This window comes from Leifsonia poae, from assembly GCF_050632195.1.
Classification (GTDB): domain Bacteria; phylum Actinomycetota; class Actinomycetes; order Actinomycetales; family Microbacteriaceae; genus Leifsonia; species Leifsonia poae_C.
Genome location: NZ_CP192580.1, coordinates 1,146,445 through 1,161,879, shown reverse-complemented (window position 1 = coordinate 1,161,879; position 15,435 = coordinate 1,146,445). Strand labels below are relative to the sequence as shown.

Genomic DNA, 15,435 nt, shown 5'->3' with positions numbered 1-15,435 from the left:
GGTGACTTCAGCCACGGCGGCTCTCCTCCCAGGCGCGCTTCTGACCGAGCAGCGCGGCCGGCGGATTCGTGAACACGAAGTCGAACATCTCCTCGCCCGGGCGCCCGCCCAGAGCGGCGACGTCGGCCCGGACGCGCTCGGTCAGCGCGGCGGCCGTGTCCGAGACCTCGGCGAAGAAGTCGTCGCCGACCGTTCCGGTCGCGCGCAGGATCTCCTCGCAGAGCGCGAGTGGATCGCGGGCCAACCAGCTCTGCTCCTCGTCGAGCGAGCGGTAGCGCCCCGGGTCGTCCGAGGTGGAGTGCGGGCCGGAGCGATAGGTCATGGCCTCGATCACCGTCGGTCCGCCGCCGGAACGCGCCAGGTCGAGTGCCTCGCGGGTGGCGCGGTAGACCGCGAGAACGTCGTTGCCGTCGACGCGCACGCCGGGCATCCCGTAGCCCGCTGCTCGAGCTGCGACGGAACCGCCCGCGACCTGCTTCTCCGTGGGGACCGAGATCGCCCAGCCGTTGTTCTGGCAGAAGAAGACGACGGGGAGACGCGACACACCCGCCGTGTTCATGGCCTCGTGGATGTCGCCCTGCGAGCTGGCGCCGTCACCGAAGTAGGCCACCGCGACGCCGCCCGAGCGGTCGAGCTTGGCACCGAGCGCCCAGCCGACCGCGTGGGTCACGGCCCCACCGACCACCGCGTTGATCGGAGCGAGACGAGCGGCGGCCGCATCCCACATCCCGCCGTGCCAAGCGCCCTGATGCGAGGCGAGATAGGCCACCGGATCGATGCCCATCGTCACCGCCACGCCGAGCTCCCGATAGGTCGGGAAGGCGAAGTCGCGGGCGAGATCGAGCGCCGCTGCGCTGCCGACCTGGGCAGCTTCCTGTCCTCGCATCGGCGCGTATCCGGGCACGATCCCCTGGCGCTGCATCGCGACGCCGTCGAGGTCGAGACTGCGCACGGTGACCATCGTGCGATAGAGACGGCGCAGGAGCGCTGCGTCCTCGCCGGTGGTCGCCGTCGCGTCGGGGGTCCCGGCCGTCGGGCTGGGAGTCATCAGGGTCATCCCGCCACTTTCGCAGCGAGGATGACACTGGGCAACCCGCCTAGTTCGAGCTGCTCACTCTGTCCATTTCGACGGATCCGCGAGGCAGATTGTTGTGCACATTGTCCCGCCACAGCCGCGACGGCCACCAGATCGCCTTGCCGATGTCGTAGGCCGACGCCGGAACGAGCAGCGACCGCACGACCACGGTGTCGAGCAGCACCCCGAAGGCCACGATGAACGCGATCTGCACGAGGAACAGGATGGGGATGACCGCGAGTGCGGCGAAGGTCGCCGCGAGCACGACACCGGCCGAGGTGATCACGCTGCCCGTCACACCGAGCCCGCGCAAGATGCCCGGTCGTGTTCCGATCCTCAGAGACTCCTCCCGCACGCGCGTCATCAAGAAGATGTTGTAGTCGACCCCGAGCGCGACGAGGAAGACGAACCCGAACAACGGCACCGCCGCATCCGCCCCCGGAAAGTGGAACACGTTGTTGAAGACCAGCGCCGACACTCCGAGCGCGGCAGCGTACGAGATCACGACGCTGGCGATCAGCAGCACCGGCGCGAGGATCGACCGCAGCAGCAGCATCAGCACGATCAGGATCACCGCGAGCACGATCGGGATGATCTTCATCAGGTCGCTCTGCGCTGTCACGTTCGTGTCCAGCGCGATCGCCGTCACGCCGCCGACGAGCACGGTCGAGTCGACCTTGGGCAGGGATTCGCGCAGGTCGCGCACCACCTGCTCGGCTTCGGCGGAATCGGCCTCGGACGCGAGTGTGGCGTTGATCAGCACGTGCCCGTCCTTGACGACGGGGCTGGCGCCGCTCCCCCGGTAACGGTCGGGTTCACATTGCCGACGTAGATCGTGGCCGTGCTGATGCCGTCGGTGGCCTTGACCGCGTCGAGCACCGCATCCGCGTTGTCCTCTGTCGCAACGATCACCACCGGACTGCCCGAGCCGGCGTCGAAGTGCTTTGCGACGACTTTCTGGCCGTCCACGGCGTCGGACTGCGTCAGAACGACGTCGGTCTGCTGAACGCCGTTCGCCTTGAGCTGGGTCAAACCGGCCACACAGGCGATGAGCAGAACCAGGGCGGCGATCCAGGTGACCCGGGGCCGACGCGCGATGAGCGTACCGACACGGCGCCAAAGCCCGCGCACATCCTCGAGCCCCGCGATCTGCGCCTCGTTGGCGTGCTTGTGCTCGTGGGGATGCTCACCGACGAACTTCGGACGGAACGGCCAGAACGCGACCCGCCCGAACACCGCCAGCAGCATCGGCAGCAGGGTCAGGGCCGAGAGCAGCGAGAACACGATGCCGATCGCAGCGATCGGTCCGAGGCTCTTGTTCGAGTTGAGGTCCGAGAACAGCAGACAGAGGAGCGCCAGGATGACCGTCGCTCCGGAGGCCGCGATCGGTTCCAGGGCCGCGCGCCAAGCTCGCCCGATAGCCGCCCACCGCGATTCGACGTGTTCGAGGGACTCGCGGAACCGGGCGACAAGCAGCAACGAGTAGTCCGTGGCGGCGCCGATCACCAGGATCGACAGGATGCCCTGGCTCTGCCCGCTCAGCTTGATCCAGCCCCAGAGCGCGAACAGGTAGACGACCAGAATCGCCGCACACAACGCGAAAATCGACGTGAAGAGCACCAGGAACGGCAGCACGAGCGATCGGTAGACGAGCAGCAGGATCACGAAGACGGCGCCGACCGCGACGAGCAGCAGGATGCCGTCGATCCCTCCGAACGCGCTGACGAGGTCGGCCGTGAGCCCGGCCGGTCCGGTCACCCAGCCCTGGGCTCCGGAGGGCAGGTTGTCGTCCACGACCTTGCGGAGGTCGGCGACGACCGTCTTCACGTTCTCGGTGTCGGTGATCGGTACAACGAACTCGACGGCCTTGCCGTCCTTGGACGGGATGGGACCGGCGACACTGGTCTTCGCATCCCCGGCCGGCTCCTGAACACCGTCGACGGCGCCGAGCTTCTCGCCCAGCGCGGCGTAGCCCGCGAGGTCGCTCTGGGTGATCGTCGACTCGGATTCGATGACCACGATCGCCGGTAGCGCGTCGGAGTCGGTGAACTTCTTCTGCCAGTCCTGCACCTCGGTGGACTCCGCGCTGGCTGGAAGGAACGACGCCTGATCGTTGCTCGAGACTGACGAGAGCTTGCCGAACGTCGGGCCGCCGAAGCTCGCGGCGGCGAACCAGATGAGGATGACGACCGCGGGAAGAACGATCCGCAGCCACCGGGCGGGAGTCCAGTCGGTGCGAGGGGACATCGGCGACTCCTTGATTTAGCTAGCTTAGATAGTAAACAGCTTAGCGTGAGAACCAGTCGCCGAGTCGAGCGAAGAGTCCGCGGTGTTTGCGCGAGGGAGATTGCGGCCGCTCCCGGTCCGTCGCCTCGAACTGCACATGACCGCAGCTCGGGCACACCAAGATGTGATCGTGCACCGCAAGTGACTTTCCGTAGTACGGATTGGTCACCGCTTTCGTGGGTCGCCCGCAGCTCTCGCAGGTCGGTGCCGCCACGGCCGGTCACCCCCTCGTCGACGTCAAGCCTCGCCGATGCTTCGAGCCTGTCGGCGCCCGAACCATCCCCGCCAGCCTACCCACCGGCCGCTCGACCACAACTCGGGAAGGAATGTCCCCACATTCGGCGCCACCTCTGCAGCACCTAACGGAAATCGCCCACACACTTACGCCCAATCCCCCCACATCAGTTAGTAGGTCCCCCTTGGCTGGCCTCGCCTCGGCAACGGAACAAATCGTTAATACCGTCCCTGCGAGTTAGTGGAGGCACAGATATGAACAGTGTTCGGCGCACAAAGGTCATGTTTCGCAGCGTAGGAGCTGCGCGCCAGTGCAGACCTGCCATCATCGCGTGGTAAACCAAGGACTGAGTAAAGGAGACCAGTGGCGACCAAATATCAGATCTTCGTGAGTTCCACCTACGAAGACCTCGTCGACGAACGCGACGCCGTAATTAAGGCAATCCTTGAGATGGGACATATTCCTGTCGGCATGGAAATGTTTAGCGCGGCCGACGAAGAACAGTGGAAGATCATTCAACGCCATATTGACGAGAGTGATTACTACCTCGTGATTATTGCCCATCGGTACGGATCCATCACGGACGGGATTAGCTACACCCGCAAGGAGTATGACTACGCCGTGGCCACAGGCGTCCCGGCACTCGGGTTTGTTATTGAGCCGACCGCCAGCTGGCCCGCGGATCGAATTGACACCGATGGCGAGACCAAACTATTGCTGGATGAATTTAAGGCTCAGGCAGGTAAGCGCCCGATTGGCTTTTGGAAGAACGCCGAGGACCTACACTCAAAGGCAGTCGTCGCGTTGATGAAGGCGTTTACTGCAACTCCGCGCGACGGATGGGTGCGGGCCTCAGCCTCAACTGGACCAGAGGTGACCGCTGAGCTTTCCCGCCTAAGCGCTGAGAACGCTCGCCTGCGACGCGAGGTGGACGCGCTCAACCAAGAGTCGAGCGCCGATCAGAACCGGGCCATGCAGGAGATGCGGGCAACTCTCAGCCATCAAAAACGGGATATCACATACCGATACAGGAATTCGGCCAAGTGGATGGAAGACGCTGAAAAGGTGTCGCTCCGTTGGATTTTCAACGTCCTCGGCGCGTCACTGATTCCAGAGTATTCTGTTGAAGATTGCGCGCATTTGCTCGCAATCCATGTGCGGTCAGATAACTCCAGGGCTACCGATATCGTTCCCATAAATCTGATGAAGGACCTCTTCGCCGACCTGATGGCACTCGACCTGGTCGCACCCTCGTCTCTCAAGCACTCGTTGAAGGACACCAGCGAATACTGGTCGTTGACACCTTTCGGTACCGAGTTTTTGAGATGGTCTAAGAGACGGAGGCTGATCGCCGCTCAAAACGTCGATCCTGCGGATGTAGAGCCTCAAGAGGAGGAAGATGGCATTGAATCGGACTAGTGGGCTGCCCGCGAGGTGAGTTCGGCGCGAAGTGCCGACTTTACTTGAATACGCAACATAACTTGGGAGCGCGGTAGCGCGATCCGAGGGCAAGGAATCGAGCACCGCAGGAGCGACGGCCCCGCCCCTCCCGCGATATGCGACGCCATCGACGACCCTGAACTGGCGGACCGATCCGAGTCGCCCGCGCCAGCTAGCGACGGCACAGCCAGGACTTTATCCTCGCAGTCAGGCGCCGGTGTCGACCAGTTCGGCGCCCGCGTGGACCAGCTCCGCGAGGGCGGCTTCCGAGGATGCCGGAGCGACGCCCGCGACGAGGTCGGTCAGGATGCGGACGCGCTGGCCGTGGGAGAGCGCATCCAGAGCGGATGCCCGCACGCAGTAGTCGGTGGCGATTCCGACGACGTCGATCGAGTCGATGCCGTGCTCGTCGAGCAGGTTGTGCACCGTGGAGCCGGCCTCGGTGCGGCCCTCGAAGATCGAGTACGCCGGAACCCCTGGCCTTTGCGGATGTGGTAACTCACCTTGTCCGTCTTGAGCGCGGGGTGGTACTCGGCACCGGTCGTGCCGGCCACGCAGTGAACAGGCCAGGTGTCGACGAAGTCGGGCTCCGCATCCGTCGCGAAATGTCCGCCGTTGTCGTTGTCGCGATCATGCCAGTCGCGGCTCGCCAGGATGATCTTGTAGTCCTTGGCGTGCTCGGCGAGGTAGCTCGTGATCCCCTCGGCAACCGCGGCTCCCCGGTCACTCCGAGCGCACCGCCCTCGGTGAAGTCGTTCTGCACGTCGATGATGAACAGTGCCCTGCTCATGGCCGCCTCCGTCAGTTGTTGGAGAGGTTGTCACCGCACTTGTAGATGCCGGTGACGAGCGTGTCGATCGCCTGCTTAGCATTATCGCTGACCGGTCCGAGTGCGAACACAGCGAAGGTCAGCGGGGTGCCGTCGGCCGAGTTGATGATGCCGGACAGCGTGTAACCGTGGGTGATCCACCCGGTCTTCGCGTGCACTGCTCCGCGAGCGACGGCGTTGGCGCCGGTGAACCGGGCGTAGCTGGGGGCGAGGGTTCCCGACTTGCCCGACACGGGGAGGCCGTCGTACACGACGCCGAGGCCGTCTTCGCGGTTCATGACCTTGATGAAGAGGCGGGTCAGGTACGACGGCGGCACGGCGTTGTTCGGGCTGAGCCCTGAACCGTCGGCGATGTGGATGCCCGCGGTGTCGATCCCGTACGCCTTCAGCGCCGAGGTGACTCCAGCGTTCTCAGCCGTGAAGGTGTTGCCCGCGCCGGTCTTGATCGTGACGAGGCGCGCGAGCTCCTCCATGATCGTGTTGTCGGAGACCCGCATGGCCTGGTCGACCAGGGCCGTGACCGGCTGGGACTGCACCGCGGCGATCTGCTGAGCGCCCGCCGGGGCCTTGCCCTCGGTGACCGGGACGTTCGTGCCGAGGTACTGCTGGAAGAACTGCATCGCGCGGCCGACCGGGTCAGCACTGCGCGGGGACTCGATCGCGGTCGGGTTGTTGCGGTCGCCGTCCACCTGGAGGGCGGTGATGTACGAAGTGGAGCCTTCGCCGATGCGCTCCGACTGCTCGTTCCAGCTGGGCTCCCAGACGGGTCCACCGAACAGGGAGGTGTCGACCACGATGGAGGTGATCGGCTCACCGTTCATGGCGGCCTTGGCCTGGTCCGCGAGATCCTGGATCTTCGGAGCGCCCGGGTAGAACGAGGCCTGGCCTGCGGGCAGACGCGACAGGGTCACATCCCCACCGCCCACGACCACGATCTGGCCCGGTGTCGAACCGCGGACCACCGTCGTCGAGACGCGATAGTCGGGGCCGAGGATCTTGAGGGCGGCGGCCGAGGTGAGCGTCTTCAGCACGCTCGCGGTCGGTGCGGGCTGCGAACCGTTGCGGTCGAACAGCACCTCGCCGGTCTTCGCGTTGACGACCTGACCCTCGAAGTTCCCGAGACGACGATCCTGCGACAGGCCGGCCACCGAGCACGTGCGGATCCTGCTCGCTGCGGGCGCGTTGGCCGGAACCGGGCGCACGGGCGCTGCCGATTTTGTCGGCACGGGGGTCTTGGTTGCGCTCGGCGAGACACTCGAGGTCGGCACCGCCTCGGCCGACGCGCCGACGGTGGCCCCGAGGGCGACTGTTCCGCCGCCGAGAAGGACGAACGCCGCCGAAGCGCCCGCGATGATCCACGCGCGGGGGTGGCTCCGGATGGCGGTCAGGATGCCCGTGAGCGGCGAAGACTTCGCCCCCGCGTTCTCGCTGGGCTCGGCCGCTCGGCGTCGCGAAGAAGTCACCGGTTCACCGGCCTCGTTCGAGCTGTCGCCGGGCAGGCCAGGGTCGGGCTGGTCCGATTCGCGCATTCGGGCATAGTACAGGCCTTCTCTGGGAGCGTCACCTCCCGGGCACGGACCTGCGCCCTCACTCCAACCCGACCTGCGAGCGCCACCAGGGTGTCTCGACGAAGCCGCGTTTCATGAAGAGCAGTTCCATCGAGGCGTTCCAACCCTGCACACCCTCGAGTGTGGCCACGGCCTGTGTGACGAAACCGTACAGATCCCGCGCCGACGGCATGATCAGCTCGCAGAAGAGGGAGTTCTCGTCGAGCGTGGCCGCGAGGTAGCGCACGGCCGGATACTGCGAGAGCTCTCTCGCCACAGCATCCAGTCTCGCCGGGTCGACCTTTACAAGGAGCAGCGTCTCCGCGCCCATGCCCAGGGCGGGAGCGGGAACCAGGGTGAGCACGTCAAGGCAGCCGTTGGTGCGCATCCGGTCGAAGCGGCGGCGAACGCTGCTCTCGTTCATGCCGACCTGATCGGCGACGGCCTGGAAGGTCACCCGGCCGTCGTCGCGGAGGGCCGCGATGATCTTGTGGTCGGCATCGTCGAGGTGGTCGGGTTCGCAATAGTCCGAGTCGACCAGGGTGAGCGATCCGAGCTCGTCGCGGGGAAGGTTCATCGTCTCGGCGTAGAGCTGCCGACTCCAGTCGTGTCCGACCTTATAGACGTGCATGATGAGGTCGCTGCGCCAGCGCTTGATGCCTGAGATGGACTGGAGCTGCTGGATGAGCTGCGGGTAGTGCGTCGCTCCCCCGCGCACGATGAGCTCGGCCATGATGTCGTACTGCCCGGTCACCAGCGTGACGAACCGGACATCCTCGTGCTCGACCAGGGCTGCGGCGACGTCGAGCTGCGAGCCCGGCCTGCAGTTGATGCGAACGAGGAACGAGTCGACGTCGCCGGTGCTGCCGAGCGCGGGCACGACCGCGATGCGCAGCACGCCGTCGTGCAGAAGCTGTTGTCCCCGTCGGGCGACGGTGGCTACCGAACTGTCCACGATCTCGGCGATCGCCGTCCAGCTGGCCCGACCGTCGTGTTGCATGGCGACGATGATCTTGCGATCGAGGTCGTCGAGGGCGTCGAGTGTCTTCACTCCCGGGTCGCCGGGATCTCCGAGGTCGGAATGACCTCTGCCAGGAACGCTCGAACGGTGGCCGTCCATGCTTCCGCCTCCTCGATCTGTGGGGAGTGTCCCGACTTCTCGAAAATCGCGAGCCGGGCATCCGGGATCAACTCCGCGATCGTCTCGCTGCACGACACCGGGGTGATCCAGTCCGTGCGGCCCACGGTCACCAGGGTCGGCGCAGTGATGCCGGGAAGAACGCCCTTCAGATCATAGTTGGGCAGGTTCTTGGAGAAGGCGTAGTTGTGCGCTTCGTAGCGGTATGGCGTGGCGGCGACTTTGCGCTCCACGGCTTCGGGGTCGTACACGAAGTCGTAGAGGGGCAGGATCTCGCGCCAGCAGTCGCGCAGGTCGTCATCGTCGCGCACTCTGCCGTCGTCGATCCGGTCGAACTTCTCCATGTCGACGACGACACGGTCGCTCGCGAGCGCGTTCGCTCGGGCCAGCGCGGCATGCGTGTTGTCCGGGGCGGTGTCACGCAGAACCAGAGCGCGCACGCGTTCCGGGTAGCGGGTGGCGTACTCGAGCGACATGAAGCCGCCGTACGATCCGCCAGCCATGATGATCGTCTCCGCGCCGATCCATTCGCGCAATCCGTCGATGTCGGCCGCCCACTGCTCGTGACTGAACTCGCCGTTGCCCTCGCTCTCGCCGGAACCGCGGGCGTCGAAGACGACGACGCGATACTCGTCGGCCAGCCGGCCGAAACTCGCCCGGGGTTCGGCGCGCGAGCCGAGACCCGGTGCGCCGTGGTGGGTGATGATCACGGGCGCGCCCTCCGGGCCGAGCACCTCGACGGCGAGGCGGTTCCCGTTGATCTCGACCAGCTGGGCCGTGGTGGTCGCCGCCGCGAACTCGGGCGAGACCTCTTTCTGTTCCGTCATCGGCTGTCCTTTCTCTGCGTGTCGTGTCTCTGAATGTCGTGTCTCTGATGGTCTGGGGGTTCCGGATGCGGTCACAGCTCGATCGCGCACACGTCCAGTCCCCGGGGGAACGCCGTGAGCGGCCGGGAGCCGTCTTCGGTGACGACCATGCTGTCGGAAATCCGGTAGCCGGCGTGACCCGGGATGTAGATGCCCGGCTCGTTGGAGACGATCATGCCCGGTTCGAGCAGGGTCGCGTCGCCGCCCTCGAGCCACGGCGGTTCGTGCATCCCGAGCCCGATGCCGTGTCCTTGGCGGTGCCGCAGGAACTGGCCGAGCCCAGCATCCTGGATCACCTGCAGGCAGGTCGCGTTGACCGAGCGGCACTCGACCCCCGGACGGATGGCGGCGCCCCCGATCGCCTGTGCCTCACGGACGGCGTCGTGGTAGCGGCGCTGATCGGCGGTCGGCTCGCCCAGCACGAAGGTGCGCTCGCCTTCGACGAAGCGCCCGCCGACGGCGCAGCCGAGCGACAGCATGAACGTGTCCCCTGGCTGTAGACGGTAGCCGGAGGGGAGGCCGTGCGGGTACGCCGAGTTGGCGCCCGCGTAGACGAGACCGCCGGCGAGCGGCGACACGACGACCACGTCATCGTGCTCCGCGTACATCGTGCTCACCCCGACACCGCCGACGTGCGAGGCGAGCTCGGCCTCACTCGGCATGCGACCACCGGATGCGATGGCATCCCGGATGAGCGCCACCCCGGAGTCGAGCATCAGGTCGGTGATCCGCGCCGCCTCGGCGTGGAGCTCGATCTCCTCGGGCAGTTTCACGAACCGCGCGACCGTCACGAGATCGGTCGCCTCGAAGCGCGCGCCGTCGAACTCGGCCATGGCGGCGGCCTGCCGCTCCCAGGTCATGCTCGTGCTGAAGCCGACCCGGCCGGTCGGCCCGAACCGACCGGCCGACCCGACTCGTTGGGAGAGCGCTCTGAACGGCGGCACGACTCCCGGGAACTCGGGGTACGACACGAGTTCCGCTCGGGCGTGCTGCCGTTCGGCGTTCTCCCGCTCCAGTTCGGGAACGAGCAGCACCCGCTCCCCGTCCGCGCCGAGCCAGACCGCGACGGGTCGCTCGCACGGATGGTGGAAGAAGCCGGTGAGGTATGCCACGTCCTCCGGTGAATCGGTGAGGATCGCGTCGAAACCCGCCTCGATCATCCGGTCGCGCAGTCGCTCCTGCAGCCGGTCGAGAACGGGAAGAGCAAGGCGGGTCGAGAACATGGGCTGCCCTTTCGGCGCGTTCGCGGGCGTGGTCGGCGTGGTCGCTGTCGTCGTCGAGCTCATCGGCGGCGCGACTTGGGGTTGCGCGCGTCGTTGTACGCGATCGAGAGCAGCGTGGCCGACAGCACGAGCAGGAGGATGGCGATCGACGGGAACAGCGTCAGCCACCAGGCACTCGACATGGCGCCCGACTGCTGAGCCTCGTACAGGATGCGGCCCCACGACCACACGTTCGGGTCGCCGAGTCCGAGGAAGGCGAGTCCAGCGGCCGACAGCACGGCACGGGATGCGGTCACCACCACGGACACCACGATGACGGGCGTCACCGCGGGGACGATGTGCCGCGCGATGATCCAGAACGGCGAGGTGGTCATCAGTCGGGCCGCGTCGACGTAGGGAAGTCCGACAACGGTGAGCGCCTGGGAGCGCACCAGCCGCGTGACCTCGGGCCACGAGAACGCGGCGACGACCAGGATGATCGTGGTCGTGCTCGGCCCCACGAGTGCGGCGATGAGGATCATCAGCGGCAGTACCGGGAGCGAGAGGGTGAGGTCGACGATCACGCCGACGAATCCGTCGAGCTTACGGAAGTACGCGCCGACAACGGCGACGATCGTGCCGACGATGATCGCGATCGCCGATGCGGCGACGGCGACGATGATGCTCTGCTGGGATCCCCACACCACTTCGCCGAAGACGTCGCGGCCAAGACTGTCCGTGCCGAACCAGTGCGCAGCGCTCGGCGGCGCGAGCACGGGGTCGCCGTAGCTTGGCGGATACGGCGCGATCAGCGGCGCGAAGATTGCGACGAGCACGAGGAGGATCAGGATGCCGAGCGAGATCAGCCCGAGCGGCTCGCGCCGGAACGCGCGCCAGGTGTGGAGTCCCGCTCGGCCGCTCTCGGTGGCGACCGGCTCCAGGTCGGGGTTGATGTCGGAGATCGCGACCGTCGTCATGAGGTCTTCACTCTCGGGTCGAGGAAACCGTAGACGGTGTCCGTGAGCATGTTGGCGACCACCACGGTGGCCGCGAGCATCAGGAACGCACCCTGCAGCACCGGGAAGTCGAGCTGCGTGACGGCCTCGTAGATCCCTCGGCCGATGCCCGGGTAAGCGAAGACGGTCTCGGTGAGCACCGCGCCGCCGACGAGGAAGCCGAGCTGCAGGCCGATCAGGGTCGTGGTGGGCAAGAGGGCGTTGCGCAGCGCGTGCTTCCAGAGCACACGGCGATACGGGACGCCGTTGGCCTTGGCGAGAGTCGTGTAGTCCTCGCCAAGCGCGTCGATCAGAGTCGATCGCATGGTCAGAACGTAGGAACCGAGCTGTATCAGCATCAGCGAGAGCGCCGGTAGGATCAGGTGGGTCGCGACGCTGCCGTACCAGGCCAGGCCGTACGCATCCGTGTCGTATGCGCCGCCGATCGGCAGCCAGTGGAGCATGAGGCCGAAGACGAAGAGCAGGAAGACGCCGATGCTCGGGACGAAGAGCGACTGACCCGTGACACCGATGACCTGCACGAGCTTGTCGAGGAACTTGCCGCGGTGGGAGGCCGCCAGCACCCCGAGCGGGATGCCGACGACCACCGTGGCCACGAGCGCGGTGCCCGTGAGCAGCAGCGTCCACGGGAGGCGTTGCAGAAGCACGTCGAGCACAGGAATCGACTGCGTGAACGACACCCCCAGATTGCCTTGGAGCAACTGCCACAGATAGAGGCCGTACTGCACGATCAGCGGCTGATCGAGCCCGTACTGCTTGAGCAGGGCCGCCCGCGTGTCCTCGGTCATGTTGGGGCTGGCTATCGCCAGCGCCGGGTCCCCCGGGAGGAGTCGGAGGAGGAGGAAGGTCACGGTCACGGCGAACCAGATCGTGAGCAGACCCCTCCCGAGCCTGGGGAGAAGGAACATGAAACGTGACACGCGGGCGTACCTGCCTTTCTGTCTTTACTTGCTGCCGACCAGGTGGGCGCTCGCCAGCGACACCGGGTTGACGATGGAGAGGAGCTCACTCGGCTTGCTGACGAACCCGGTCCACTTGTCGCTGTGCGCGAAGTAGAGGTTCTGCGTGTACATGATGTTGTCGTACACGTTGTCCCGGACGATCTTCGCCGCATCCTGCATCAGCGAGACCTTCTCCTTCTTGTCCGTCGTCGCCGTGCCCTTCTGGATCAACGTGTTCAGCTTTGCGTCATCCACGTAGCTGTAGTTGATGACCCCTCCGGGCAGGTAGGTGAGCGTCATGTTGGTGACCGGGTCGTCCATGATGGCGAAGTTGCCGGCATAGATGTCGAAGTCGCCCTTGGCCGTCATCGCGAGGTACGTGTTGCGCTCCGTACCCTGCAATTCGATCGGGATGCCCGCCTTTGCAGCGCTGTCCTTCACCAGGGTCGCCCACTGGCTGGTCACACTGTCCTGCAGCGAGTAGATCAGACGGAACTTGACCGGGAACATCCCGTCGGCCCCTGCCGTGTATCCCGCCTTCTCCATGAGAGAGCGAGCGGCGTCGGTGTCGAACTTGTACTCCTTGATCGAGTCGTCGTAGTAGTCCTTCAGCACCGGCATGAGCGGGCTCGACCCGGTCGAGACGGCTTGACCCTGCAGCACGACCTTGCGGATCGCGTTGTAGTCGACCGACTGCGCGAGCGCCTGACGCACCTGGAGCTTGGCCAGATCCGGATTCTTCATGTTGTAGGTCATGTGCGCGTAGCCGAGACCGACGGACTCTTCGACCTTGATTCCGGATGTGCTCCGCAGCTTCGCGACCTGCGCCGGCGGGAGCGCGTTGGCGATCGCATCCACTTCGCCGCTCTGCAGCGCCAGGATCTCCGTGTTCACGTCGGGGAAGACGCGGTAGACCACCTTGGCCGAGAGCGGGGTTCCGCCCTCGACGAGCGGGTAGTCGTCGACCCGGTCGAGCGTGTAGCTCTGGCCGACCTGCACGGTGCTGAGCACGTACGGACCCGAGCTGACCCAGCCGCCGTCCTTGCCGTCGTTCGCGAACGTGGCGACAGAAGGCGCCTTCTCGAACACGTGCTTCGGAACGACGTTGCCCCAGAACCCGATCTCCTCGACGATGCTGGAGTCCGGCTTGGTGAGCGTGAACTCGACGCGGGTCTTCGAGACGGCTTTGGCCTCGTCGAGGTTCGTGAGCTGACCGTAGAAGGTGCCCGACGGCTTGTCCTTCTTGACCGCGTTCATGGTCCACGCCACGTCCTCCGCGGTGAGCGGCTCGCCGTCACTCCACTTCAGGTCACTGCGGATGTCGTAGAACCCGGTCGTGTCGTTGACGTAGCCCCACTTGGTTGCGACCTGAGGCTCCTTCGAGCCGTCGTTGGCGATCCCGAGCAGGTGCGGGTACATCAGGTTGGTGATCCAGTAGTCGCTGCGGCTGTTGCCGATGAGCGGGTTGTAGTTCACCACGTCCGTGGTGGTGGCGACCGTGAGCGTCTCGGAGCCGGCTTTCGTCGTCGCTCCCCCGCCACCCCCGGTCGGCCCACTCGGTGCGCAGGCGCTGAGCGCCAGAGCCGCGGCAGCCAGGGTGGCCGCTGCGAGCACGAGTTTTCGAGACTTCATTACACCCATACCTCCTTCAGGACCCGCAGAGTATTGCCACCCACGACGGCGCGGATCTCATCGTCGGAGTAGTCGTGCTTCACCAGCCAGCCGATGATGTTGTAGAACTCTTCGGCGGGGTTCTCGATGCCGTCGACGTACGCGACCTTCTCGTACTCGACCTTGCCGTGCGCCTGCCCGAGAGACAGGTTCGACGCGAACGCGTCGTGCAGTCCGACGTGGTCTCCGAAGAGAGTGTCCGGACCGAAGCTGACATGCTCCAGACCGACCAGGTCGACGCAGTAGCTGAAGTGGTCCATGACCGACTCGAGCGAGTGACGGGGATGCGCGGGCGAGAGCGTCGTGTGCGGCGCCGCCTCGATCCCGATCACGCCGCCGCGCTTGGCGGCCTCGATGATCGTCTCGTCGGTCTTCATCCGGTTGGTCGGCCACAGGCCGCGGGCACCCGCGTGGGTGATGAACACCGGCTTGGTCGACGCCTTGATGGCATCCACTGCCGTGCGGTCACCCGAGTGGGAGACGTCGATGGCGATGCCTAGCTTGTTCATGCGCTCGATCGCGCGCTCGCCGAAGTAGGTGAGTCCGCCGTCGCCGCGCTCCTTGAGGCCGGAGCCGAGGTAGTTCGCCTCGGAGTATGCGATGCCCATCTGACGTACGCCGAACCCGTAGAGCACGTCGAGCCGGTCCACCTCGTTCTCGATCGGGGTGGCCGCCTCCAGTGCGAAGACATGGGCGATGCGACCGGTGGCCGCCGCGTACTCGATGTCCTTGATCGTCTCGCCCTTGATGACGAAGTCCTGGTGCGCGATGTCGGCCATGCGAACGCCGAGGTCGAAGAGCACATCCTGGTACTTCCAGCCCGCGTCGCTCGAGATGCAGCAGGTGCCGTCCATCCCGTTGTCGAAGACGGCGGTGATGCCCGAGCGCGAGAGGCCCTGGTAGCCGGTTGGTTCGCGGCCCTGACGGATGTGGTCGCGAAGCTGCGTCATGTCGTCGGGGAACACCTGCACGTGGTCATGCAGCGAGATGACCGTCGACTCGCGCAGGAGGGTCGTCGTGCGCTCGGCTTGCGAGTCGCTCAGCTCGAGGCCCGCGTACTCGGGAACCCGGTTGATCTGCTTCGCGTAGGTGAACGGGCGGTAGTCCTTGCCGGCCTCGAGATAGTCGTAGGCCGTGTAGCCCGTGTAGCGCTCTGCTGGTTCGAGCACGCGTCTCTCCTTCGTGGTGC

General features: G+C 65.9%; 10 protein-coding genes and 2 pseudogenes. 1 reads left to right on the top strand and 11 read right to left on the bottom strand.

The annotated features are described in order from the left end of the window. Nucleotides 1-7: 7 nt before the first annotated feature. Nucleotides 8-1,048 (bottom strand): thiamine pyrophosphate-dependent enzyme, encoded by a 1,041-nt coding sequence (locus ACQ86A_RS05925; RefSeq protein WP_431280382.1) that lies wholly within the window; start codon nt 1,046-1,048, stop codon nt 8-10. Nucleotides 1,049-1,097: 49 nt separating this feature from the next. Further along, nucleotides 1,098-3,322 (bottom strand): annotated as a pseudogene (locus ACQ86A_RS05920) (MMPL family transporter). 637 nt (nt 3,323-3,959) lie between these two features. On the opposite strand from ACQ86A_RS05920, the gene ACQ86A_RS05915 reads away from it, so the two are divergent. Next, nucleotides 3,960-5,015: a DUF4062 domain-containing protein gene (locus ACQ86A_RS05915; RefSeq protein WP_431279662.1), complete on the top strand. Its 1,056-nt coding sequence runs from the start codon at nt 3,960-3,962 to the stop codon at nt 5,013-5,015. 228 nt (nt 5,016-5,243) lie between these two features. Here the strand turns inward: ACQ86A_RS05915 and ACQ86A_RS05910 are convergent. The 9 genes and pseudogenes from ACQ86A_RS05910 to ACQ86A_RS05870 all read right to left on the bottom strand — a co-directional run bounded on the left by ACQ86A_RS05910 (nt 5,244) and on the right by ACQ86A_RS05870 (nt 15,415). After that, nucleotides 5,244-5,826: pseudogene (locus tag ACQ86A_RS05910) on the bottom strand (isochorismatase family protein). Nucleotides 5,827-5,837: 11 nt separating this feature from the next. Further along, nucleotides 5,838-7,394, bottom strand: coding sequence for a D-alanyl-D-alanine carboxypeptidase/D-alanyl-D-alanine-endopeptidase (locus ACQ86A_RS05905; protein WP_431279661.1), 1,557 nt, complete (start codon nt 7,392-7,394; stop codon nt 5,838-5,840). 58 nt (nt 7,395-7,452) lie between these two features. Further along, nucleotides 7,453-8,532 carry an Lrp/AsnC family transcriptional regulator gene (locus ACQ86A_RS05900; RefSeq protein WP_431279660.1) on the bottom strand — a complete coding sequence of 360 codons (1,080 nt, stop codon included), beginning with the start codon at nt 8,530-8,532 and terminating at the stop codon, nt 7,453-7,455. Further along, entirely contained in the window at nt 8,460-9,377 is a 918-nt protein-coding gene (locus tag ACQ86A_RS05895; protein ID WP_431279659.1) for an alpha/beta fold hydrolase, read from the bottom strand. Before ACQ86A_RS05895 ends, ACQ86A_RS05900 begins: the two co-directional genes overlap by 73 nt. Before the next feature lie 71 nt (nt 9,378-9,448). Next, nucleotides 9,449-10,702 carry a M24 family metallopeptidase gene (locus ACQ86A_RS05890; RefSeq protein WP_431279658.1) on the bottom strand — a complete coding sequence of 418 codons (1,254 nt, stop codon included), beginning with the start codon at nt 10,700-10,702 and terminating at the stop codon, nt 9,449-9,451. Continuing rightward, nucleotides 10,699-11,595 (bottom strand): ABC transporter permease, encoded by an 897-nt coding sequence (locus ACQ86A_RS05885; protein ID WP_431279657.1) that lies wholly within the window; start codon nt 11,593-11,595, stop codon nt 10,699-10,701. Before ACQ86A_RS05885 ends, ACQ86A_RS05890 begins: the two co-directional genes overlap by 4 nt. Continuing rightward, nucleotides 11,592-12,554 carry an ABC transporter permease gene (locus ACQ86A_RS05880; RefSeq protein ID WP_431279656.1) on the bottom strand — a complete coding sequence of 321 codons (963 nt, stop codon included), beginning with the start codon at nt 12,552-12,554 and terminating at the stop codon, nt 11,592-11,594. The genes ACQ86A_RS05885 and ACQ86A_RS05880 overlap by 4 nt, the downstream gene beginning before the upstream one ends. Nucleotides 12,555-12,578: 24 nt before the next feature. Next, a complete protein-coding gene (locus ACQ86A_RS05875) occupies nt 12,579-14,207 on the bottom strand; it encodes an ABC transporter substrate-binding protein (protein WP_431279655.1) in 1,629 nt (542 codons plus the stop codon). After that, nucleotides 14,207-15,415, bottom strand: coding sequence for a dipeptidase (locus ACQ86A_RS05870; protein WP_431279654.1), 1,209 nt, complete (start codon nt 15,413-15,415; stop codon nt 14,207-14,209). Before ACQ86A_RS05870 ends, ACQ86A_RS05875 begins: the two co-directional genes overlap by 1 nt. Between the last annotated feature and the right edge of the window lie 20 nt (nt 15,416-15,435).

What these genes read in the sequence shown, in the direction of transcription:
- ACQ86A_RS05925 (WP_431280382.1), bottom strand. Translation starts at nt 1,048, where the DNA reads ATGACTCCCAGCCCGACGGCCGGGACCCCCGACGCGACGGCGACCACC.
- ACQ86A_RS05905 (WP_431279661.1), bottom strand. Translation starts at nt 7,394, where the DNA reads ATGCGCGAATCGGACCAGCCCGACCCTGGCCTGCCCGGCGACAGCTCG.
- ACQ86A_RS05900 (WP_431279660.1), bottom strand. Translation starts at nt 8,532, where the DNA reads ATGGACGGCCACCGTTCGAGCGTTCCTGGCAGAGGTCATTCCGACCTC.
- ACQ86A_RS05895 (WP_431279659.1), bottom strand. Translation starts at nt 9,377, where the DNA reads ATGACGGAACAGAAAGAGGTCTCGCCCGAGTTCGCGGCGGCGACCACC.
- ACQ86A_RS05890 (WP_431279658.1), bottom strand. Translation starts at nt 10,702, where the DNA reads ATGAGCTCGACGACGACAGCGACCACGCCGACCACGCCCGCGAACGCG.
- ACQ86A_RS05885 (WP_431279657.1), bottom strand. Translation starts at nt 11,595, where the DNA reads ATGACGACGGTCGCGATCTCCGACATCAACCCCGACCTGGAGCCGGTC.
- ACQ86A_RS05875 (WP_431279655.1), bottom strand. Translation starts at nt 14,207, where the DNA reads ATGAAGTCTCGAAAACTCGTGCTCGCAGCGGCCACCCTGGCTGCCGCG.